We start from the raw sequence: 22,244 nt of genomic DNA, 5'->3' as shown, positions 1-22,244 counted from the left end.
TACCGAGGGCGATGAGGGATGGGAACACCATGGGGCTGAGCAGACTGATCGACGACCGCTCGCTGCGCGTCAAGATCGGAGCGGCGGCGCTGACCGCGACCGTCAGCGGCCTCATCGTCGGTGCGCTGGCGGTGACGACGATCCACGAGCTCAACGACGACGGAGCCGCGACTCAGCGGCGATCGCTGGCGATCGAGTCGGCGGTCGGCTCGTTCAGCACGAACATCGAGGCGTTCAGCGGCAACATGTCCGCGATACAGCTCTACCCGGCGATCGCCACCCGGATCAAGGAGGGCATGGCGGCGAACCAGGCCGCCGTCGCGGACGCCTTCGCCGCGCTCGACACCCACCTGCCGGGCGACCCGACGGTGGCCAAGGCCAAGGGCGACTGGGACGACTACCTCGCCTTCATCAACGCCCCGCCGAAGCCCGGGGGCAGTCAGGCGGACTTCGCCGAGGCGCTCAAGCAGTACGACACGCTGCGCGCCGCCCTGGCCGAGGACCAGACGGCGCTGCGGGAACGCGCCGTCCAGATGGCCGACAAGAGCATCACCGACGCCGAGGCGGCCGGCTCCAGCGCGGCCTGGACGGTCGCGGTCGTGCTGGTCGTGGGCATGGTGCTCAGCCTGCTCATCGGGTTCCAGGTGGCCGGCCGGGTGCGCCGGACCGTACGGGCCGTCTCCCTGATCGCCGAAGGGCTGGCCGAGGGCGACCTCACCCGTACCTCCGGGATCACCAGCCGCGACGAGATCGGCCTGATGGCCGCCGCCCTCGACCAGGGTGTGGCCCGGCTCCGTGAGGACATGGCGCAGGTCGGCGGCAGCGTCGGCACCCTCCAGGACGCGGCCGGCCGGCTCGGCTCGGTCGCCGGAGGCGTGGACGCGGCCGCCAGCGAGGCGTCGGTGCAGGCCGGCACGGTGGCGGCGGCGGCCGACACGGTGTCGCACAACCTGCAGGTGGTCTCGGCCGGCTCGCAGGAGATGGGCTCGGCGATCCGCGACATCAGCGTGTCGACCTCGGAGGCGACCGAGGTGGCCGCGCAGGCCGTCCGGGTCGCCGCGGAGACCAACGCCATCGTCGGGCGGCTCGGCGCCTCGTCCGAGGAGATCTTCACCGTGGTCAAGGTGATCACCAGCATCGCCGAGCAGACCAACCTGCTGGCCCTGAACGCGACCATCGAGGCGGCTCGGGCCGGTGAGGTGGGCAAGGGCTTCGCGGTCGTCGCCGGCGAGGTCAAGGACCTGGCCCAGGAGACCGCGAAGGCCACCGAGGACATCTCCCAGCGGGTGCAGGCGATCCAGGCCGACACCAGCGGCGCGGTCACCGCGATCGGCGAGATCACCGAGATCATCGAACGGATCAACGGCATCCAGCTGACCATCGCCTCGGCCGTCGAGGAGCAGACCGCGACCACCGCCGAGATGAACCGCACGCTCAGCGAGGCGGCCAACGGCGCCGGCGACATCGCGATGACCATCGGCACGGTCTCCGAGGCGACCCGCCGGACCACCGACACGGTCGGCGAGACCCGGCACGCGGCCGAGGACCTCGGCCAGACCGCGGCGCAGCTGCAGGCGGTCGTCTCCCGGTTCCGATACTGAGCCATCGAGAGCGTTGAACGTACGCCCGCGGGGTGCCAGGGTGGAGACATGTACCCGCCCGAGCCCTGGCACCTGCGCGGACAGATGTATCTGTCGGTCTTCCTGATCCCCCGTCGCGACATGCCGGCCCTGCCACCGGTGCTGGACGCCACGGTGCGGCCGATCACCGTCGGCGGCCGGGTCGCGGTCGGCGCCGCCTGGGTGTCGTACGAGCCAGGCGGCGTCCTGCACTACCGGGAGCTGCTCAGCGCCGTCCTGGTGCACGAGCGCGGCCGCCCGAGGGTCAGCATCACCGACATCTGGGTCGACAGCGTCGCCTCCCGTGAGGGCGGCCGCCGGCTCTGGGGCATCCCCAAGGAGCTGGCCGACTTCATCCTGGATGCGGAGACCGAGCCCCTGGTCGACGCGACGATCACCGCTCCCGGTGGCGCGCCGATCGGGTCCGCGCTGGTCCGTCTCAAGCGGCGGCTGCCCGGTCGGTACCCTGTCGGCTTCACGGTGGCCCAGCAGCTCGGCGAGCAGGTCCGGCGTACCCCCGTCCGCGGCCGGGCCGGTCTCCGGACGGCCGCCGCGGCGTGGCGTCCCGAGCCGGGCGGCCCACTGGCCTACCTGGCCGGCCGCCGACCCGTGCTGAGCCTGGCCATCACCGACTTCTGGCTGACCTTCGGCCGTTCCGCCGAGGAGCGGGCGAAGTCCCGTTCCGCCGGCTGAGACACCGAAGCGGCTCTCGGTGACGTCTCCACCGCGCTGAGACACCGGTGCGAGCCGCACGGCGCTTCCGGCGCGTGGTGGCGGCCGCGCGGTGGCGGCGCGCGGAGGTGGGACGCGGTGGCGCGGCGCGGCGGCGGGGGCGGTGACGGGTACGGTTCGCGGGGACGATCGCCGGCCGCGACGAGGAGCACGATGAGCGCCGACCACCATCACCACGCCCACGGGGAGCTGCCCGAGTTCCCGCAGGCCCGGCGGCTCACCCTGCTGCTGCTGGTGCCGGCGGTGCTGGTCACCCTGGTCGGGATGCTGCTGCTCTGGCCGCGCGACACCCCGCAGGTCGCCGGGGGCGCGCAGGGCCCGGCCGTGGTGACCGGCGAGGTGGTGGCGGTGACCCCGCAGGAGTGCCCGCCGGTGCCCGAGGGCGACACCCCGCTGGAGAACTGCGGGACCGTGCAGGTGCGCCTCGACGACGGCGCGGTGATCACCACCGACATCCCGAACGGCCCGGGCGCCCCGGAGGTGGCTGCCGGCGACGACATCACCCTGCTGGCGCTCAACGACGAGGGCAGCACCAGCTACTCGATCTCCGACCATCAGCGGGGCAGTGAGCTGTGGATGCTCGGTGCGGCGTTCGCGCTCGCGGTGATCGCCTTCGGCCGGTGGCGCGGGGTGACGGCGCTGGCCGGTCTCGCGGTCACCTTCGTGATCCTGCTCTATTTCATCGTTCCGGCGATCCTGGACGGCCGGTCGCCGGTGCTGGTCGCCGTGGTCGGGGCGGCCGCGATCATGCTGATCGTGCTCTACCTGACGCACGGACTGTCGATCACCACGACCGTCGCGGTGGCCGGGACCCTGGCCAGTCTGGCGATCACCGCGATCCTGGCCGCCGTCGCTACCGGGGCGATCCACCTGACCGGGGTCGCCGACGAGACGTCGAACTTCCTCACCATCACCCGGGGCGACGTCAACATGCGGGGCCTGCTGCTGGCCGGCATCGTGATCGGATCGCTCGGCGTGCTCGACGACGTGACGGTCACCCAGTCCGCCACGGTCGCCGAGCTGGCGCTGGCCAACCCGTCGTACGGCTTCACACGCCTCTACGGCGCCGCCACCCGGATCGGCCGCGCCCACATCGCCTCGGTGATCAACACGATCGTGCTCGCCTACGCCGGGGCGTCGCTGCCGCTGATGCTGCTGTTCGCGGCCGGCGACACCCCGATCGGCGAGCTGATGACCTCGCAGATGATCGCGCAGGAGCTGGTGCGCAGCGCGGTCGGCACCATCGGCCTGGTCGCTGCGGTGCCGATCACGACGGCCCTGGCCGCACTGCTGGCCGCCCGCCGGTCCCAGCCGGTGGCAGCGCCGCGGCGGCGGGCGGAGCCGCGACCGACCGGGGATCCGTGGGCGGCGTTCGTCGAGAAGGAGCAGTGAGTGAGGACTACTTGCCGCACTTCTTCCAGGCGATCCGATAGAGCGTGTTGATCGAGGCGTCGGTCGAGTCCATGGACAGGAAGTTGGTGTGCTTCTTGGTGTCCGACCAACCGCGGTTCACACGCAGCTCGGTATTGATGTTCAGGTATCGCCGCTCACCGCACGGCAGGTAGCTGTACGACGCGATGGCCACCTGGTCGGTGCGCTGCCAGGAATCCTCCATCGGGCCCTTGAAGTCGTGCCGGCTGCGCGCGGTCTGCGAGTGGCCCTGGAAGTAGTAGCTGGCCGACTGCTGGCCCCACGCGCCCGGCCGGAGGCTGGCGTATCCGCGGTAGTCGGCGCTCGCGATGGCGAACGTGAATCCGGACGGCACCCTGACGTCCAGCGCCAGTTGGCAGTTCTTCCGGAAGTCCAGCGGCGTGGCCTGCGGCCCGACCGAGGCCGTGTACTGCGAATACGTCACCGTGAACGCGGTGTAGTCGGGCGAGACCTGGATGTCCGCGCTGCCGCCCGGGCAACCGGACCCGTTCGCGGAGACCACGTCGATGACCATCATCTTGTCGGGTTTCGGTGGCTGCGGCTGAGCATGCGCCGGAGCGGCCATCGCGAGCGCGCCGAGAAGTGCCGTGCCGACCGTCATGGAACGCAACATGAGCATTTCCCCCGTCAGTTTCGGGTTCCTTTCCCGAGACCGGAAAATGGCTCGGAAAAGGGCGTGAAGAATTGTTTACAAGGCCCACACTAGCGAGATCAGGAACTGTCGGGAGCGGTGCGCGAAACAGCCGTACCAGCGTCCGGACAACACGACCATTCGGCCGGATTTCCGGAATCACCGCACAGGCGGTGGCACGGTGTGGTAGAGCCGCCGCCGATCAGCCCAGGCGTCTGGTCAGGGCGGTGTGCCGGCGGCCCGCGCCGACCGTGCGCACCGCCGCCGCCAGCGCCCGCCGGGAGCCGACCAGCACCACCAGCCTCTTGGCCCGGGTGATCGCGGTGTAGAGCAGGTTGCGCTGCAGCATCATCCAGGCGCTGGTGGTCAGCGGGATCACCACGGCCGGATACTCGGAGCCCTGCGAGCGGTGAATGGTGATGGCGTACGCGTGCGCCAGCTCGTCCAGCTCGTCGAAGTCGTACTCGATCTGCTCGTCCTCGTCCGTGCGTACCGTCAAGGTCTGCTCCTCGGGCGACAGCCCGGTGACCACGCCGACGGTGCCGTTGAAGACGCCCGCCGCGCCCTTGTCGTAGTTGTTGCGAATCTGGGTGACCTTGTCGCCCACCCGGAACACCCGCCCGCCCAGCCGCCGCTCCGGCAGGCCCTCGCGGTGCGGGGTGAGCTCCTGTTGCAGGAGCACGTTGAGGGCGCCGGCGCCGGCCGGACCGCGGTGCATCGGGGTGAGGATCTGGATGTCGCGGCGTGGGTCCAGGCCGAACTTGCGCGGCATCCGGCGGCACGCGACGTCGACGGTGAGCTCCGCGGTGGCCTCGGTGTCGTCGCACGGGAACAGGAAGAAGTCGGTCAGGCCCTCGAAACGCGGCGGGCGGCCCTGGTTGACCCGGTGCGCGTTGGTGACCACGCCGCTCTCCGCGGCCTGCCGGAAGATCTGCGTCAGCCGCACCCGGGGGATCACCTCGGCGGCGAGCAGGTCGCGCAGCACCTCACCGGCGCCCACCGACGGCAGCTGGTCCACGTCACCGACGAGCAGCAGGTGCGCGCCCGGCGGGATCGCCTTGACCAGCTTGTTCGCCAGGATCAGGTCGAGCATCGACGCCTCGTCGACGACGATCAGGTCGGCGTCGAGCGGGTTGTCCCGGTCGAAGGTGGCGTCGCCGCCCGGCTGCAGCTTGAGCAGGCGGTGCACGGTGGCGGCCGGGTGGCCGGTCAGCTCGGCCAGCCGTTTCGCGGCCCGGCCGGTCGGGGCGACGAGCTGGATCTTCGCCCTCTTCGCGGCGGCGAGCTCGACGATCGAGCGTACGGTGAAGCTCTTCCCGCACCCGGGCCCGCCGGTGAGGACCGCCACCTTCTCGGTCAGCGCGAGCCGGACGGCCTGTTCCTGCTCGGTCGCGAGGGTCGAGCCGGTCCGCTGGTGGAGCCAGGCGAGGGCCCTGCTCCAGTCCACCTCACGGAAGTGCGGCATCCGGTCCGCCCGGTCGCGCAACAGCGAGATCAGTGACGATGAGAGCGACATCTCCGCGCGATGGAACGGCACCAGATAGACCTCGTCCTGCTCCCGCACCACGCCCTCCTCCTCGACGAGCTCGTCGAGGCAGGCCGGGACCAGCGCCGGCGGCACGTCGAGGATCTTGACGGCCTCCTCGACGAGGGTGGCCGACGGGAGGAAGCAGTGACCGTTGTCGGTCGCCTGCGACAGCGTGTACTGCAGGCCGGCTTTCACCCGTTCGGGACTGTCGTGCGGGATGCCGACGGCCTGCGCGATCGTGTCCGCGGTCTTGAACCCGATGCCCCAGACGTCCGCCGCCAGCTTGTACGGGCTGTTCTTGACGACCGAGATGGACGAGTCGCCGTACTTCTTGTAGATCCGCACCGCGATCGACGTCGACACGCCCACGCCCTGGAGGAAGACCATCACCTCCTTGATCGCCTTCTGCTCGGCCCAGGCCGCGGTGATCTTCTTCGTCCGCTTCGGCCCCAGCCCGGCCACCTCGATGAGCCGCTCCGGCGCGGTCTCGATGATCTCCAGCGTGTCCAGTCCGAAGTGGTCCACGATCCGCTCGGCGAACACCGGCCCGATGCCCTTGACCAGCCCTGATCCCAGGTAGCGGCGGATGCCCTGGATGGTGGCCGGCAGCACCGTCGTGTACGAGACGACCTCGAACTGCCGCCCGTACTGCGGATGCGACGACCACCAGCCGCTCAGCCGCAGGCTCTCCCCGGGCTGCGCGCCCAGCAGCGCCCCCACCACGGTCAGCAGATCGGTGCTGCTCTTGTGCGCGACCCGGGCCACCGTGTAGCCGGTCTCCTCGTTCACATAGGTCAGCCGCTCCAGGACGGCCTCGAGAACGTGTGGTGGACGGGTGGCGGCTTCCGGTGGCACGCGCCTATCGTGCCCGTACGGGGGTGGAACCGGCCAGTCCCAGCGCCTAGCGTGATCAGCATGGCGCTGTTTGACTTTCCTCTCCCCGAATTGCGCGAGTACCGGCTCGACCGCCCGGAGCCGGCCGGTTTCGACGACTTCTGGTCCGGCACGCTCGCCTCGGCGCACCGGGCCGCCCTGCCGCCCAAGATCGTCGAGGTCGGCACGCCGCTGAAGGGCGTCACCACCTTCGACGTCACCTTCACCGGCTACGCCGGTCAGCCGATCCGGGCCTGGCTCAACCGTCCGTCCGCCGCCGACGGGCCGCTGCCGGTCGCGGTCGAGTTCATCGGGTACGGCGGTGGCCGCGGCCTGCCGATCGACTGGCTGACCTGGTCCAGCGCCGGGTACGCCCACCTGGTCATGGACACTCGCGGACAGGGCGGCGGCTGGCGCGGAGGCGACACCCCCGACCCGGACGACCACGGCGCGGGCCCGTCGACGCCCGGCTACCTGACCCGCGGGGTCCTCGCCCCGGAGACGTTCTACTACCGCCGGCTGATCACCGACGCGGTTCGGGCCGTGGAGACCGCCGCCGAGCTGCCCGGCATCGACGCGTCCCGGCTCGTGGTGACCGGTAAGAGCCAGGGCGGCGCGCTCGCCCTGTCGGCCGCCGGGCTGGCCCCGGAGCGGGTGTCGGCGGTGGTCGCCGGGGTGCCGTTCCTCTGCGACATCCAGCGGGCGATCACGATCACCGACAGCTTCCCGTACGCCGAGGTGGTCCGGTTCCTGCGCGCGAACCCGCAGGCCGCGCAGCGGACGCTGGACACCCTCGACCATGTGGACGCGGTCCACTTCGCGCGCCGGATCACCGCGCCGTCGATCCTGTCGGCCGCGCTGATGGACGACGTGTGCCCGCCGTCCGGGGTGTTCGCCGCCTACAACGCGATCGACGCCCAGAAGGAGATCGAGGTCTACCCGTGGGACGACCACGCGGGCGGGCGCAGCTTCTTCGACACCGCGGCCCTGGAGTTCGTCGACGATCGACTGAGCTGACACCCTATGTAGAGAAACGGCAGAGGGTGGGTTACGGTGTCCGGCATGATCCTGACCCGGCTCACCCGGTGGGCGCTGCGCGCGGCGGCCCGGCGCTGGCCCGCCGACCTGCGCGAGGACCTGCACCGGGAGTGGCTCGCCGAGCTGTCCCACCTCGAGCAGCAGCCGGGCCGCGCCGGCGCGCGCCTCGGCTATGCGGTCAGCCTGCTCACCTCACCGCCCGCGCGGGACGCCGCCGGTGTCCCGCGCGGATGGGCCGAGGCCCGCTCCGGCATCAGCCCGGCCGCCGCGCTGATGCTCGCCGCCCTGCTCGGCATCGGTGTGGTCCGGGCGGTCCGCTCGCTGGCGCAACTGGGCTTCGAGGCCGCCGGGTGGGAGACGCCGATGTGGTGGCATCTCCACGGTGCCGTCGTGGTGAACGCGGCGATCCTGACCCTGTGGTGCGGGCCGCTCGCCTGGTGGCTGGGCCGCCGCCTGCCGATGGCCCGGGACGGCCGTTCCGGCGTGGCCGGGCCCGCCCTCCTCGCACCCTTGGCCGTGGTCCCCGCGCTGCTCGTCGGCGACGTCGGCGAGGGCCCGCTGATCCCGCACCTCACCACCGGGATCGGGGTGGTCGCCTGGGTGGTGCTGACCGCGCTGACCGGGGCCGCGGCCGCCCGCAGCCGCCGCCCCGCCGCGATCGCGCTGGTGCTGGCCGGCGTCCCGGCGGTCGCCGCGGCGGCCACCGCGCTGGCCACCGTCCCGGTGCTGATCAGCCAGGGCGGCGAGGCCGCGAGGGCCTCCCTGCTGATGTCCTTCGGCACCGAGGCGCTGCGGCCCGACGACACCGGCTCGATCGTGTACACCGGCGGGCTGGCCGGCACGTTCCTGGCGTACGGCTGGCTGGCGGTCCTCTACGGGCGGCGTGCCGCGACAGCGCCGGAGCGCCCACTGCGATACGACGGCGCCCCCGCTACCGGCCCGGTCGGCGAACGCTCACCGTCCGCCTCCGGTGCGGGTTCGTCGGTCGCGGGTGAGGGGCCGGCGTTCGTTGCCGGTCCCGGCAGTGGGAGCTCGCCGCTCGGCGCCGGTGCGGGTGGTGGGGGTTCGCCGCTCGGCGGTGGGAGGCCGCTGTTCGGCGGTGGGAGGCCGCTGTTCGGCGGTGGGAGGCCGCGGCTCGGTGGTGAGGAACCGCCGCACGCCGCCGGTCGGCCGATGTTCCCGTTCCCGGTCCTGATCGCCGGGGTGGTCGCGACGCTCGCCGGGGTGCTCTCCTGGGCCTACACGGTGACCTACCTGACCCCGGCCATGCCGGTGATGTCGGCGGCCGCCCCGATGCCCGGCGGCGACGGCGAGATCTACCTGTGGGTGGCCGAGCTGCGCTGGGCCGCGGCCCTGTTCACCGCGCTCGGGATGCTGGTCGCCACGGCCGACCGTCGGTCGGCGTTCCGGGCGGCCGCGGTGGTCGCCGCCGGTCTGCTGGCGACCGAATCGGTCCTGCTGAACCACGAGGTCACCGGCCTGTCCGGCCTGCGGATCGCACTGCTGGCCGCCGCCGCGGTGATCGGCCTGGGCTGGACGCTTGCCGGCCGGGTCGCCGAGTCGGTCACCCGCACCCGCACCACCGCCGCCGCGATCGCCGCGGCCGGCCTCGGCCCGATCCTTTTCGGCCAGGGAACCCCGCCGGAGAACCACCCGTTCATGCCGCTGGGCCTGCCGCTCACCACCGTCGTGGTGGCCGCCGGAATGGTGTTGCTGGGCGTCGTGACGGCCGTCGCCACCGGCGCCCACCGCCTCCACCCGATCGGGGCCGTCCTGCTCGTGGCGCTGCCCCCGGCGGCCGTGGCCGGCTTCGGTGTCTTCCTCGGCAACGGTGCGACCGACGGGACGTCCGGCTTCGGGCTGGTGCTCTCGGTGCCGTTCGCCGTGCTGGTGACCGCCGTGCTGCGCCGGCACCGTCCCCGCCGCCACGGCCGGACCGCACTGACATGGGCGCTGCTCACCGTAGCCGGGCTGCCCGCGAGCGTCGTTCTCGTCATCGCGGCGATGATGCCGCTCTCGTTCGCCGCCGACCTGCTCTTCGCCGTCGACGGAACCGGCTACCCCGCCGACGGCATCTCGATGCTGCCCGGCGCCGCCCTGATCCTGTTGCCGGCCGCGGTCCTGCTGGCGGCCCGCCCCGGCGACGCCCCGGAGACCGGGACGGCACCGGCGCCGGGGCCCCAACCCCAACCGGCGGCGACGGTGGTCACCGAGACACACGGCTAGGGCGGGGTCTGAACCCCGAAAGCCGGCATCAGCCGGGAGGTGGGGTCTCAGGCATGCCGCGAAGCTGAAGGGGCGGGGCGGCCGGTGTGCCGGGAGACAAGATCGGATTCGGTCGGCGCCAGCTGAAGCCGGTGTGCCCGGGGCCGGGTTCGATCGGCGCCTGCTGAGAAAGCCGGTGCCCGGGGTCGAATTCGATCGGCGCCCGCTGAAAAGCGGGTGTGGCCGGGGCCGGGTTCGACCGCCGCCTCCTGAAGGGCGGTAACGGCAACCGGCACGCCCACCGCCTCGACCGAGCCGGACTTCGACGCTCGTACCGCCGGTCAGATGATCGTGCGGACGATGCCGATCGTGATGAAGACGACGATGAACGCCAGGTCGATCGAGACGCCGCCGACCCGCAGCGGGGGCAGCAGCTTGCGGACCGGCGCGAGGATCGGCTCGGTGATGCGGTAGATCACGTCGAGGGCCTTGGCCCGGGCCGACCCGGGCATGGCGGGACCGGCCAGCATGACGCTCCAGTCGAGTGCCACGCGAACCAGCAGCACCAGCTGGACCAGCAGCAACACGTAGCTGACCAGGGTGAGTAGACCCATCGGAACCTCCTGTGGGGGGACGTGACCCCAGTGTGCGGCGGGTTCCTGTGAAGCTGCTTAACGATCTCTGTGACGGCCACGGGAGCCCGTGACCGTCACAGAGACACCGGTCAGTTGAAGTGATCCGGGTGCGGCCCGGTCCGTCCGTCGTTCTCCAGCGCGTCGATCGCGGCCAGCTCGTCCGCGGTCAGCTCGAAGTCGAAGATCCGCAGGTTCTCCTGGATCCGGGACGGGGTCACCGACTTCGGGATCACGATCCGGCCCTGCTGTACGTGCCAGCGCAGCACCACCTGAGCCGGGGTGCGGTCGTGGGCGGTGGCGATCCGCAGCACCGCCGGGTCGTCGAGCACACCGGCCTGGGCGAGCGGGCTCCACGCCTCGGTGACCACGCCCAACTCGGTGTCGGCGGCCTGGGCGTCACGCTGCTGCAGGAGCGGGTGCACCTCGATCTGGTTGACCGCGGGCACCGTGCCACCGAGGTCGACGACGGCCCGCAGGTGCTCGGGCAGGAAGTTGGAGACGCCGATCGCGCGCACCCGGCCGTCGGCGAGCAGGCTCTCCAGTGCCCGCCAGGTGTCCAGGTATTTTCCGCGCTTCGGGGTGGGCCAGTGGATCAGGTAGAGGTCGAGATGGTCCAGTCCGAGGCGTGCGGTGCTGGCGTCGAACGCGCGCAGCGTCTCGTCGTACCCCTGATCGGTGTTCCAGACCTTGGTCGTGATGAACAGCTCGTCGCGCGGCACCCCGGCTGATTTGATGGCGGCGCCGACGCCCGACTCGTTGTGGTAGATGGCGGCGGTGTCGATGCTGCGATAGCCCGCTTCGAGCGCGGTGGTGACCGCGGCCGCGGTCTGCGTCTCGGGGATCTGGAAGACGCCGAAACCGATCTGCGGAATCTCGACGCCGTTGTTGAGCGTGATGGCAGGCGTGTCGCCCATGGAGAATGCTCTCCCTCTTCAGCGGGTGCGGGCCGCCCGGCTCGCCGACGGTGACCGGCGAGGCGAGCGATGTGCCTCACTTGTACCCCGAAGAGGGGGTGGTCCCAACACTTGAAGGGCCGCGGCCCACCGGGGGTGCACCGGATCACCCGGCTCAGGTGAGAATCTTGTGACCAACTGTGACATCGAGGTTAAAAGCCGGATTCAACCGGCGCTTGGTGGTGGCCGGCCCGAATGGGCCACTGATGGTGGCGCAGCGTCACCCCGACATCCGGTCGGTGTCCGGTTTGCGAGATTGGTCACGGTGCGCGATTGCCCGGAAGAGCCTTCTGGGGTACGCCTACCCGCCCCCGGTCCAGCAGGATCCCGCACGGCCGTTCCCGTAGGCCCGGCGGCTTTCTCCAGCCGTCGCCGTCTCCGGTGGGCCGTCCCGGACTCACCCGCAGCCCCCACGACCACGCCGCCCCGCCGCGCCGCCGGCCCGATCCCGCGCGGAGTCCCGCCCCGGTGGGTCATGCCCGTCAGCAGCCGTTCGGTGGTCCGCAGGGGGCTACCCCGGCCGCATCGTGGCCGGCACGCCGCGATCCCGTCCCGCCCGTTCCCCGTGACCCCACGTGGGTGACCGTCCGCGGGCTCGGAGCGGCCCCGGTCGCGTTGTCGTGGCCGCCCGGCCGGTGGTGCCGCCGGCCGCGTCGTGGCGTTCACAGCCCGACCACGCGACGGGCGGCGACCGCGCCCCGGCGGCGCCCGGTCCGGCGGGTCACCGCCGTGTTGGCGCTGCGCGGGTCGGGGCCGGTCCACGGCTCCGGCGGTGGGGGCTCGGCGCGCCGGACCGGGAGCCTGTCCGGCGTGCTGTCCGGCCGTCGATGGCCTCGGTAGGGGGAGATGGCGGGCACCGGCGGGCGCACCACCAGGGTGTTGCCGCCACCGGCCGGCCGGCCCGTGGCGGTGGGGCCGGGAGCCGGCGGGGGTGCCGCCGGCTCGTCGCCACTGGGGGCTCGGTCGTGCTCCGGGACCCGTCAACCGGTATCGCCTCGGCTCGATTCATGGCGCTCATTATTGATGAACGTGCATTTCGCGCAAGCCTCCCGGAGCGCCTGTAACGGCACGGAAACAACTTTCGTCAGAACGGGTACGCGGGCGGCTTGTCACGCAGCGTGACCCAGCGGGTCTCGGTGAACGCCTCCACGTTCGCGGCCGCGCCACCGAATCGTGAACCGGTCCCGGACGCGGCGACCCCGCCGAACGGGCTGTTCGCCTCGTCGCTGACGGTCTGGTCGTTGATGTGGACGATGCCGGTGGGGATCCGGTCGGCCAGCGCGAGCCCGCGCATCACGTCCCGGGTGATGATGCCGAGCGACAGCCCGTACTCACTGGCGGTGGCGAGCCGGACCGCCTCGTCGGCGTCACCGAATCGGATGACCGGCGCCACCGGGCCGAAGATCTCTTCCCGGAATGCGGGCGTGTCGGCCGTGACGTCGGCGAGAACCGTGGGGGCGTAGAACAGGTCCCGGTAGGTGCCGCCGGCAGCCACCCGGGCGCCCGCACCGGACGACCGTGTGACCACCGAGTGGATCTTGTCGCGCTGGCCCGCGTCGATCACCGGGCCGAGCACCACCTGTTCCCGGGCCGGGTCGCCGACCGGCAGGTTCGCCGCCTTCGCGGACAGGGCCTCGACGAACTCGTCGTAGCGGCTCGCGTGCACCAGATGGCGCCCGGTGGTCATGCAGATCTGCCCCTGGTGGAACCACGACCCGAACGACGCGGCCGCGACCGCGCCCTCGATGTCGGCGTCCTCCAGCACCACCAGCGCCGAGTTGCCACCCAGCTCCAGGTGCGCCCGCTTCAGGTGCTCGCCGGCCAGCGCGCCGACCCTGCGGCCGGCCGCGGTCGAGCCGGTGAACGAGATGACCCGTACGTTCGGGTCGGTGACCAGGGCCTCGCCGACGTCGGCCGCGCCCGGCAGCATCTGCAGCACGCCCGGCGGCAGACCGGCCTCCTCGAAGATCCGGGCCAGCGTGACGCCACCGGTGACCGCGGTGCGCGGATCCGGCTTGAGCAGGACGGCGTTACCCAGCGCCAGTGCCGGCGCCACCGAGCGGATGGCCAGGATGATCGGCACGTTGAAGGGCGCGATCACCGTGACCACGCCGGCCGGCACGCGGCGGGCCATCGACAGGCGCGGCTCCTCGCTGGGCAGCAGCTCGCCGTACGGGCGGGCGGGCAACCCCGCGGCCTCGTAGCACTCCTGCTCGGCCACGTGCAGCGCGAACCCGGCCATCGCCGGGATCGCGCCGACCTCGCGGACGTTCCAGCCGGAGATCTCCTCGCCGTGTTCGATCCACAGCTGCGCGGCCCGCCGCAGGATCGCCGCCCGCCGCGGGTGCGGGGTGTCCGCCCAGGCGCGCTGTGCCTCGGCCGCGATCCGGCCGGCCTCGGTCACGTCCTCGGGTGTGGCCCGCCCGATCCGGCCGAGCACGGCGCCGGTGGCGGGCTCGGTCACGTCGTACGTGCCGCCCCGCCCCGGCCGCCACTCGCCGCCGATGAAGATGTTGCCGGTCCAGAGTTTCTCGTCGAGAAGCATGCGGGTCGCCTCCAAGCGCAGGGGTGCGCCGAAGGTATGCCCGTGTTAACGGCAGATCAACGACTCGTTCCGCTCACTCGAACGCGGGCCCCGAAAACGGAACGTCCGAACACCGGCTCGCACGGGTGCGAACACCGTGGCGAGCGACGGCGGTCCGGGGTCAGCGGTGGCCGAGACGGGTGCTGATCTCGGCGGTGCACTGGCGCAGCGGGCGCTCCAGGCGCGCGACCACGGCATCGGCGCTGGTGGACCAGACGGTCAGGTGCACCGCGATGTTGACGGCCGCGACCACCCGCCCGGTCCGGTCGCGCACCGGCGCCGCCACCGACCGCAGCCCCGACGCCAACTCCTCGTCGTTGACCGACACCCCGGTCTGCCGGATCTTCGCGAGCGCCGCCATCAGCTGCTCCCGGTTGGTCAGCGTCCTCGGCCCACGACGGGCGAAGTCGGTGCGGTCCAGCAACTGGCGCAGCACGGCCGGCTCCTGGTGGGCGAGCAGCACCTTCCCCATCGACGTGCAGTACGCCGGCAGCCGCGACCCGACGGTGAGGTTGAGCCCCATCGCGAACCCGCCGACGGCCCGCCCGCTGCGCCGCCGCTCGACGTAGACGATGTCCGGGCCGTCGAGCACCGCCATGCTCACCGTGTACCCGGTCTCGTCGGCCAGGCTCTGCAGGCAGGGCGCCGCCACCCGGTTGACCTCGAGGGAGTTGAGCGCCGCGAAGCCCAGGTCGACGACCTTCGGCCCGAGCGAGTACTTCTTCGTCTCCGGGTCCTGTTGCAGGTAGCCGAGACGGGCCAGGGTCGACACGTACCGGTGGGTGGTGCTCTTGTTCAGCGCCACCGCCCGGGAGATGTCGGCGATGCCCAGCACCGGATGGCTCTCGTCGAACGACGACAGGATCAGCAACCCGCGTTCGAGGGACTGGGAGAACGCGGCGCCGCTACCGGCTTCTTCGTCGACGGGCATGGCGAACCCTAACCCCTCGTTCTGATTGCTGAAACGCCTCGTCGTCCTCAGGCTCACCGTCGGATAGCATCGGCGACGCGATGAACCAGGCGATCGGCGTGCGACACCACATCGGCGGGGACTGGGTGGGCTCCGCGAGCGGGCGCACGTATCCCAAGACCGACCCGTGGACCGGCGGTGTCTTCGCCGAGGTGGCCGCAGGCGACGCCGACGACGCGCTCGCCGCGGTCACCGCCGCGGACGCCGCCTTCCCGGCGTGGTCGGCGTCGCTGCCGATCGAGCGGCAGCGGATCCTGCTCCGCGCCGCCGACGCCCTCGACCACCGCCGTGACGAGGTGCGCGGGCTGCTGGCCGCCGAGACCGGCTGCGGCGTCCACTTCGCCGACGTCCAGCTCGACTTCTGCGTCAACCTGCTGAGGCAGGCGGCCGCCCTCGCGTACGCCCCCGCCGGTCAGATCCTGCCGTCGGACCTGGCCGGAACCCGGTCCTTGGCCATGCGCCGCCCGGTCGGCGTGGTCGCCGCGATCGCCCCGTGGAACGCGTCGCTCGTGCTCGCCGGCCGTGCCGTCGTCGCCCCCGTCGCCACCGGCAACACCGTCGTCCTCAAACCGTCCGAGGAGGCGCCGTACACCGGCGGCGCCCTCTGGGCCGGTCTGCTCAGCGAGGCCGGCCTGCCCGCCGGCGTCCTCAACGTGGTCACCCACGCCCCCGGGGAGGCCGGCGCCGTCGCCGAGACCCTGATCGCCGACCCGCGGGTGCGCCGGGTCAGCTTCACCGGCTCCACCGTCACCGGCCGGCGCATCGCCGAGACCGCCGGCCGCCACCTCAAACGCGCCGTCCTCCAGCTCGGCGGCCACAACCCGCTGCTGGTCCTGGCCGACGCGCCCCTCGACAAGGCCGTCGACGCCGCCGTCTACGGCGCGTTCGTGCACAGCGGCCAGACCTGCATGTGCGCCCGCCGGATCATCGTCGACCGGTCGCTGTTCGAGGACTTCGCCGTCCGTTTCGTAGCCCGGGCCGCCGCCCTGCCCATCGGCGACCCGCGCGACCCGGCCACCGTCGTCGGCCCGGTGATCAACGAGTGGGCGCTGTCCCTGCTCGAACGCCGCGTCCGCGAGGCCGTGGACTCCGGCGCCCGGCTACTCACCGGCGGCGTCCCGGCCGGTCGGTGCTTCCCGCCGACGGTCCTGGCCGACGTCCCACCCACGGCGGAGCTGTCCTTCGACGAGACGTTCGGCCCGGTCGTCCTGCTGGAGACGTCCGACGGCGCCGAAGACGCGCTGCGCCGCGCCAACGCCACCGACTTCGGCCTCACCGCCGGCATCATCACCGGCGACCCGTACCGAGGTCTGGACCTGGCCCGCCGCCTCCGGGCAGGCATCGTCCACGTCAACGACCAGCCGGTCAACGACGAGCCCCAGATGCCCTTCGGCGGCGTCAAGGACAGCGGCGCGGGCCGCTTCGGCATCGGCTTCGCCGCCGAGGAGTTCACCGAGGTCCAGTGGGTGAGCGCCCGCCAGGAGCCCCGCCCCTACCCCTTCTGACCCGCCCTTCCCGCCGCCGCCGCCCCCTCCCACCTGGCCCGGTCGGGCGTCGGTCGGCACCGTTGGTGAGGGCCTACTACCCTGCCGGTGTGGTCAAGGTGTTTGGAGTGCCGGCGTTCGGCTGGGCCGGTCTCTGCCTGGTGCTCTCCGTCGTCTGGATCTTCGTCTGGCCCGCCGGGCAAGCTGCCGGAGCCGAGGGCTTCCTGTGGTTCGCGTTGCGCTGGGGACACTCACTGACCTGGCTGTTCCTGGGCGCGGCCGCGACCGCCGCCGCCCTCGGAGCGCCGGTTGCCGCCCAGCGCATCGCCCTGCTGGCGCTGCCCTGCTACGCCGCTTTCCTCTACGCGACCGTCACCACCGGCTGAGCTGGAGAGCTTCCGGATCAGGGCCTACGGTTCGTCTACTTCCGTCTCGTGGGCGTTCGGTGACGACTGGACGCTCGTGTCCGCCTCAGAGGCGATGCCTCCCGCGATGATCCGCCCTGCCCGTGCCCACGGCGCACCCGAAGCCGGGTCCGGGCACTCCTGCCGCCCCTCTGCAGGCGGTCGTCGAAACCGATCCCGGTACGGGTGCACCGGCCGCCCAGGCCCCGGCACTGATGGCGGAAGGTCGTCAGCCGCCCGATGCGTTCGAGTTCTGCCAGTGGACGATCAGGACGGCCAGCACGAACACCTGCAGGGGGAGTGGCAGCCCGGGTAGGTCGGCGGACAGGTTGCCGCTCAGGATGCCGGTCTGTTTGATCACGCCCACGGGGCGTTCACCGTCCATCAGGTGCTGCTCGCCCTTGAACATCGACACGCGCCGGAACCCGTAGACGCGGCCGCCGGCGACGACCGTCCAGTTCTTGTGGCCGACCCGTTCGGCCTCGGCGACCACGGCGCCGCCGCTGTCGAGCATCGTGAAGCGGCTGCCCCACATGGTGGACCGGACGTGATAGGCGCGCCCGGCCAACTCGAACGTGCCGCCCGACTTCCACCAGTCGTTGTCCCAGGTCGTGACCGGTATGCCGTTCTCGGCGACGGTGTACCTGGTGCCCCAGAAGCCGGTGCTCTCCGCAGTCAGCATGCCGCCATCGTAGAAGCCGAGGGCTCGCCGAAGCGGTCGGCAGAACGCCGCCGGAAGACCCCGGTGACGGTCGGCGAAGCGCCGAAGTGGAAGCCGGTGTCGGTCAGGAGGGCGCCGAAGTGGAAGAGGGAGGTGGTCAGCAGGGTGCCATGGTGGGGGTGGGGTCGTCGATCAGGAAGCGGGCCAGGCGGGAGGCGGCCGCCGCCGGGGTCGAGGAGGTCTCGCGGGCGGCTGACAGGATGCCGGTGAGGGTGTCGCCGATGCTCTGGATCCGGGCGGCGACCCGGTCCGGCGGCTCCCGGTGCAGGTCGGTCGCGACCGCGTGGACGAGGCCGCCCGAGCCGACCACCACGTCCGGCGCCCACAGGATGCCGCGGGCGTGCAGCAGGTCGGCGGTGGCGGGTTCGTCGAGCTGGGTGTTCGCCGGGCCGGCCACGGCGGCGCAGCGCAACGTGGGCACGGTCGCGGCGGTGAGGACACCGCCGAGGGCGGCGGGGACGAGGACGTCGACGTCGGCGGTGAGGCAGCTTCGCGGATCGGTCCAGGTTGCTCCGCACGATTCTGCGACGGTACGCCGGGACGGGTCCACATCCGAGGCGAGCACCTCACCACCGGCTGCCACGAGCAGGTCCACCACGTGCGCGCCGACCCGCCCGGCCCCGAGGACGGCGAAGCTCCGCCCCGCCAGTGACGGTGATCCGAACCGGTCAGCCGCTACGGCTTGAATTGCCGCGACCACCCCCGCCGCGGTGGCCGGCGAGGATCCGCCGGCACGGCCGAGCACGTGAGCCGTACGCTCTCCGATGACCGCCATGTCGCCCGGCCCGGTGCCCACGTCCGGCCCGGTCACGAAGCACCCGCCGAGGCTCTCGACCACGTCCGCGACGTCGTGCAGGACGGCCCGCCGGTCCACGAGGCCGTCCCGGGGCAGCGCCACCACGGCCTTGCCGCCCCCGTTCGGCAGGCCGGCCAGCGCGGCTTTCGACGTCATCGCCGCGGACAGGCGCAGCGCGTCGTCGAGAGCGGCCCGCCAGTCGTGGTAGACGGCGAGACGACAGCCGCCGACCGCCTGCCCGAGGGCGGTGGAGTGCACCGCGACGACGATCGGGAACCCGGACCGTGCCCCGCGCTCGACCACGACACGCTGGTGGATCGGCATGTGCTTCTCCCGTACATCTGAAGGGGTTGTGGTTTGAAGCTAGAACGGCAGCCGGGCCGCAAATGATCTCGCCGAACGTTGTTCGGTGGATAGGTCAGAATGATGGCCGTGGATGACATTGATTCGGCGATCGTGCGGCAATTGCAGACGAATGCCCGGCAGACCAACCGCGAGCTGGCCCGCGCCGTGGGCGTCGCGCCGTCGACCTGTCTGGAGCGGGTGCGTCTGCTGCGTGACCGCGGGGTGATCACCGGCTATCACGCGGACGTCAGCCTCACCGCGCTCGGCCGCGAGGTGCAGGCACTGCTGCACGTCCAGGTCCGCCCTCTCAACCGGGAGGTGATCGAGGGCTTCAAGTCGTACGCGTCGGGCCTGCCCGAGGTGCTGTCGGTGTTCGTGCTGGCCGGTGGTGACGACTTCCTCGTGCACGTGGCGGTGCCCAGCGTCGAGGGCCTGCACGCCTTCCTGATGGACCGGTTCTCCGCCCGCCGGGAGATCGTCGGGTTCCGCAGCTCGGTGATCTACCAGCACCACCGCAACCGGGTCATCGATCCGCTGGACCCCGCCGGAAGTGCCAGATGATCAGGTTCGGCACGCCGCCGGTGACCGCCCGCCAGACGTGTGGCAGCACACCGGCCAGCGACCAAGGCCACTGCTCCCACGGCCCGGTCCCGCCGGTCCCACCGCCGGCGCCCTCGGGCTCGGCGCCGAGCGTGCCGAGCGCTTCCGGTCCGGCGTCCAGCGGCACGGCCGGGGCCGCCGGCGGCTCGGCACACGACACCACCGCGAAGCCGGCCGGCAACGCCGCACCCAGATAGTCGGAGGTCCGGTGCCGGTGCCCCGGCATCAGCGCCGGCCGCCCGTCGTCGAGCCGCACCCGCGGCACCGAGCCCATCGCGATCCACTCCTGGGCGACATCCGAGATCACCAGATGGCCGCCGGGACCCAGCACCCGCGCGAACTCGGCGAACACCGGCCGCAGATCCCGCACGTGGGCGAGGGCGAGCGCGCACACCACCGCGTCGGCCCGCCCGTCCTCCACCGGCAGCGCCTCCAGCCGGCCCTCCCGGAACTCGGCGGCCGGCACCCGGACCCGCGCCCGGGCCAGCATCTCCGGCGATTCGTCCACCCCGATCACCCGGTGTCCGCGCCCGGCCAGCCACTCGCTGTGCCGGCCGGTGCCGCAGGCCGCGTCGACGACCACGTCGATCCCGGCCCCGAGCTCGGTCAGGATGCCGTGGACGGCCTCCTCCTCCAGGGGGAACAGGCCGTTGCCCGGCTCGTCATAGGTCCGCGACCACACCCGGTAGCCGTCGCCGGCGGAGATCCGCTCGACCGCCACCGGCTCCACGTCGAGCTCGGCGATCGCCAGTAATCGCCGCATCTCGGCCACACGCGCCCGGCCGAACCCCGGCGCCGACTCCTCCACGAACGAGCGCAGCAGGGCGGCGCCCTCGAGCCCGAGAAGATACTCCAATGCACGCTGATGAATCATCTATCGATTCTCACCGCTGCCAGGGTGGCGGCACGAGCACATTTCTCGGGCCGCCGGCCTTTAACGCGCCGTCGGGCAGAGGAGGCAGCACCCCGCGAGGTCGGCCCCGGCCCGCCGCGCACGTGGCACCGTGGTGAGATGGATTACCGCCGTACGTACCGATCGGCCGCCATCGCCTTCGCCGACCTGGTCTCCCGGATCCCGACCGACGCCCTCGACGGCCCCGGCCTCGGCGAGTGGACGCTGCGGGACCTGCTCGGCCACACCGTCAGCTCGGCGTTGCGCCAGGTGCCCACCGTGCTCGCCGAGCCCGCGCCCACCCTGCTGGTCCCCGCGCCGGAGGCCTACTTCGCCCTCGCCCGGCTGGCCCCGCCGACCTGGTGGCCGCCGCCCGGAAGGCGTCCACCGACGATGCCCGCGCCACCGGCGCCACCCTCGGCGACGAGCCGGCCACCGCCGTCAGCGGCTACATCGGCCGGGCCACGGCCGCCCTCGCCGGCGCCGCCGACGATGATCTCGTCGCCACCCCGGCGGGCGGCATGCGCGTCGCCGACTGGCTGCCCACCCGTACGTTCGAGCTGGTCGTCCACGCCTCCGACGCCGCCGTGGCGGCCGGGCTCCCGATCGGTTTCGACCACGAGACGCTCGCATCGACGGCCGCCCTCGCCGCCCGCGTCGCCGTGGCCGTCGGTCAGGGCGTCCCCACCATCCGGGCCCTCACCGGCCGCGCAGCGCTGCCCACCGACTTCTCCGTCGTCTGACTCCGCGCACCGCTCACTGGTCACCGCTCAGCCGATCATGAGGTGTGCGCCGGCGGCCGTGGGCGTCGGCAGGAGCACCCACAACGCCACCGCGAAACCTCGACCACCGCGCGGCAGGTACGCCGAACGCACCCGGTGCAGGAGGATGCGGGCGGGTCGTCCGTCGCCGGGGCGCCCCGGGCACCCGACCGGGCACCGTGTGTGTGGTCGGTGTGGGTTGTGTGAAAGGGAGCGTCACCGGCCGGGCGGAGTGGTTCGGTTCGGGTATGACGTGGTTGAGGAAGTTCGTGTACGCGGTCTACGCGCGGCGGCTCCGGAAGCGGCTCGACGGGGCGAACCTGCCACGGCACCTGGCCATGGTGATGGACGGCAACCGGCGCTGGGCCCGTCAGATGGGCTTCGAGGATCCGCGCGTCGGGCACCGGTACGGCGCCGAGCACCTGGACGAGGTGCTCGGCTGGTGTGCGGAGATGGGGATCCGGCACGTCACGGTGTTCGTGGCGTCGGTCGACAACATGCGCAAGCGCGACGCCGGTGAGGTCGGCAACCTGATGCGCATGATCGAGGACGTCGTCGCCGAGCGGTTGTCCCGCCCGTCCAGCGTGTGGCGCCTGCATCTGGCGGGCCGTCTCGACGTGCTCCCGGATTCCACGAGGGACGCTCTGAAACTGGCCGCGGACTCCACCGGCGACAGTGACAGCGGCTTCCATCTGAACATCGCGATCGGCTACGACGGCCGGGAGGAGATCGTCAACGCCATCCGCGCGCTGCTCGACGAGGAGGCGCGGGGCGGGCACAGCGTCGCCGACATCGCCCAGCGGCTCACCGCGGATCAGATCGCCGCCCACCTGTACACCGGCGGGCAACCCGACCCGGACCTGGTCATCCGCACCAGCGGCGAACGCCGGATGTCCGGCTTCCTGCTGTGGCAGGCCGCCTACTCGGAGCTGCACTTCTGCGACGTCTACTGGCCGGGCTTCCGCCGGGTCGACTTCCTGCGGGCGCTGCGCTCTTACGCCGCCCGCAACCGCCGCTTCGGCGCCTGACCAGGGCGAAACGC

The 22,244-nt window shown here is 72.3% G+C and carries 20 protein-coding genes; 10 read left to right on the top strand and 10 right to left on the bottom strand.

The window, feature by feature from the left end:
• The first annotated feature begins 29 nt into the window (after nt 1-29).
• The 3 genes from ACQPZW_RS36535 (at nt 30) to ACQPZW_RS36525 (ending at nt 3,743) form a co-directional block, all read left to right on the top strand.
• Nucleotides 30-1,601 (top strand): methyl-accepting chemotaxis protein, encoded by a 1,572-nt coding sequence (locus ACQPZW_RS36535; protein WP_433790565.1) that lies wholly within the window; start codon nt 30-32, stop codon nt 1,599-1,601.
• 48 nt (nt 1,602-1,649) lie between these two features.
• Nucleotides 1,650-2,312, top strand: coding sequence for an acetoacetate decarboxylase family protein (locus ACQPZW_RS36530; RefSeq protein WP_433790564.1), 663 nt, complete (start codon nt 1,650-1,652; stop codon nt 2,310-2,312).
• A gap of 192 nt (nt 2,313-2,504) precedes the next feature.
• Complete coding sequence (locus ACQPZW_RS36525) at nt 2,505-3,743, top strand: YibE/F family protein (RefSeq protein WP_433790563.1); 1,239 nt, start codon at nt 2,505-2,507, stop codon at nt 3,741-3,743.
• A gap of 7 nt (nt 3,744-3,750) precedes the next feature.
• Here ACQPZW_RS36525 and ACQPZW_RS36520 read toward each other — a convergent pair whose 3' ends face one another.
• Both ACQPZW_RS36520 and recD2 read right to left on the bottom strand, forming a co-directional pair.
• On the bottom strand, nt 3,751-4,395 hold the full coding sequence (locus ACQPZW_RS36520; RefSeq protein ID WP_433790562.1) for a DUF4360 domain-containing protein: 645 nt from the start codon (nt 4,393-4,395) through the stop codon (nt 3,751-3,753).
• Between the two features lie 220 nt (nt 4,396-4,615).
• Complete coding sequence (gene recD2, locus ACQPZW_RS36515) at nt 4,616-6,796, bottom strand: SF1B family DNA helicase RecD2 (RefSeq protein WP_433790561.1); 2,181 nt, start codon at nt 6,794-6,796, stop codon at nt 4,616-4,618.
• A gap of 60 nt (nt 6,797-6,856) precedes the next feature.
• Between recD2 and ACQPZW_RS36510 the strand changes: the two genes are divergently transcribed.
• Both ACQPZW_RS36510 and ACQPZW_RS36505 read left to right on the top strand, forming a co-directional pair.
• Nucleotides 6,857-7,831, top strand: coding sequence for an acetylxylan esterase (locus ACQPZW_RS36510; RefSeq protein WP_433790560.1), 975 nt, complete (start codon nt 6,857-6,859; stop codon nt 7,829-7,831).
• A gap of 45 nt (nt 7,832-7,876) precedes the next feature.
• Nucleotides 7,877-10,078 carry a hypothetical protein gene (locus ACQPZW_RS36505; protein ID WP_433790559.1) on the top strand — a complete coding sequence of 734 codons (2,202 nt, stop codon included), beginning with the start codon at nt 7,877-7,879 and terminating at the stop codon, nt 10,076-10,078.
• A 320-nt stretch (nt 10,079-10,398) separates the two neighbouring features.
• Here the strand turns inward: ACQPZW_RS36505 and ACQPZW_RS36500 are convergent, their stop codons facing one another.
• From ACQPZW_RS36500 to ACQPZW_RS36480, 5 genes are all read right to left on the bottom strand, one after another.
• Nucleotides 10,399-10,671, bottom strand: a complete 273-nt coding sequence (locus tag ACQPZW_RS36500; RefSeq protein ID WP_433790558.1) for a YggT family protein — start codon at nt 10,669-10,671, stop codon at nt 10,399-10,401.
• A gap of 110 nt (nt 10,672-10,781) precedes the next feature.
• A complete protein-coding gene (locus ACQPZW_RS36495; protein WP_433790557.1) occupies nt 10,782-11,606 on the bottom strand; it encodes an aldo/keto reductase in 825 nt (274 codons plus the stop codon).
• Between the two features lie 701 nt (nt 11,607-12,307).
• Entirely contained in the window at nt 12,308-12,502 is a 195-nt protein-coding gene (locus ACQPZW_RS36490) for a hypothetical protein (protein WP_433790556.1), read from the bottom strand.
• Nucleotides 12,503-12,729: 227 nt separating this feature from the next.
• The gene (locus ACQPZW_RS36485) at nt 12,730-14,190 is read right to left on the bottom strand and encodes a benzaldehyde dehydrogenase (protein WP_433790555.1); all 1,461 of its coding nucleotides are present in this window, start codon (nt 14,188-14,190) and stop codon (nt 12,730-12,732) included.
• A 160-nt stretch (nt 14,191-14,350) separates the two neighbouring features.
• A complete protein-coding gene (locus ACQPZW_RS36480) occupies nt 14,351-15,160 on the bottom strand; it encodes an IclR family transcriptional regulator (protein WP_433790554.1) in 810 nt (269 codons plus the stop codon).
• Between the two features lie 80 nt (nt 15,161-15,240).
• Between ACQPZW_RS36480 and ACQPZW_RS36475 the strand changes: the two genes are divergently transcribed.
• The gene (locus ACQPZW_RS36475; RefSeq protein WP_433790553.1) at nt 15,241-16,704 is read left to right on the top strand and encodes an aldehyde dehydrogenase family protein; all 1,464 of its coding nucleotides are present in this window, start codon (nt 15,241-15,243) and stop codon (nt 16,702-16,704) included.
• 89 nt (nt 16,705-16,793) lie between these two features.
• Entirely contained in the window at nt 16,794-17,069 is a 276-nt protein-coding gene (locus ACQPZW_RS36470) for a hypothetical protein (RefSeq protein WP_433790552.1), read from the top strand.
• Nucleotides 17,070-17,316: 247 nt separating this feature from the next.
• Here the strand turns inward: ACQPZW_RS36470 and ACQPZW_RS36465 are convergent, their stop codons facing one another.
• Nucleotides 17,317-17,769 (bottom strand): hypothetical protein, encoded by a 453-nt coding sequence (locus ACQPZW_RS36465; protein ID WP_433790551.1) that lies wholly within the window; start codon nt 17,767-17,769, stop codon nt 17,317-17,319.
• A 136-nt stretch (nt 17,770-17,905) separates the two neighbouring features.
• Complete coding sequence (locus ACQPZW_RS36460; RefSeq protein ID WP_433790550.1) at nt 17,906-18,928, bottom strand: Glu/Leu/Phe/Val dehydrogenase dimerization domain-containing protein; 1,023 nt, start codon at nt 18,926-18,928, stop codon at nt 17,906-17,908.
• A gap of 102 nt (nt 18,929-19,030) precedes the next feature.
• On the opposite strand from ACQPZW_RS36460, the gene ACQPZW_RS36455 reads away from it, so the two are divergent.
• Entirely contained in the window at nt 19,031-19,510 is a 480-nt protein-coding gene (locus ACQPZW_RS36455; protein ID WP_433797728.1) for an Lrp/AsnC family transcriptional regulator, read from the top strand.
• Here the strand turns inward: ACQPZW_RS36455 and ACQPZW_RS36450 are convergent.
• Nucleotides 19,473-20,423 carry a class I SAM-dependent methyltransferase gene (locus tag ACQPZW_RS36450; protein WP_433790549.1) on the bottom strand — a complete coding sequence of 317 codons (951 nt, stop codon included), beginning with the start codon at nt 20,421-20,423 and terminating at the stop codon, nt 19,473-19,475. The genes ACQPZW_RS36455 and ACQPZW_RS36450 overlap by 38 nt on opposite strands.
• Before the next feature lie 380 nt (nt 20,424-20,803).
• On the opposite strand from ACQPZW_RS36450, the gene ACQPZW_RS36445 reads away from it, so the two are divergent.
• Together ACQPZW_RS36445 and uppS are read left to right on the top strand one after the other, a co-directional pair.
• Complete coding sequence (locus tag ACQPZW_RS36445) at nt 20,804-21,184, top strand: hypothetical protein (protein WP_433790548.1); 381 nt, start codon at nt 20,804-20,806, stop codon at nt 21,182-21,184.
• Nucleotides 21,185-21,450: 266 nt separating this feature from the next.
• Nucleotides 21,451-22,230 (top strand): polyprenyl diphosphate synthase, encoded by a 780-nt coding sequence (gene uppS, locus ACQPZW_RS36440; protein WP_433790547.1) that lies wholly within the window; start codon nt 21,451-21,453, stop codon nt 22,228-22,230.
• The last annotated feature ends 14 nt before the right edge of the window (nt 22,231-22,244 follow it).

This window comes from Actinoplanes sp. CA-252034 (genome assembly GCF_050956125.1).
Classification (GTDB): Bacteria; Actinomycetota; Actinomycetes; order Mycobacteriales; family Micromonosporaceae; genus Actinoplanes.
Note: the sequence above shows the minus strand (reverse complement) of the source record. Positions and strands in the feature narration are given on the sequence as shown.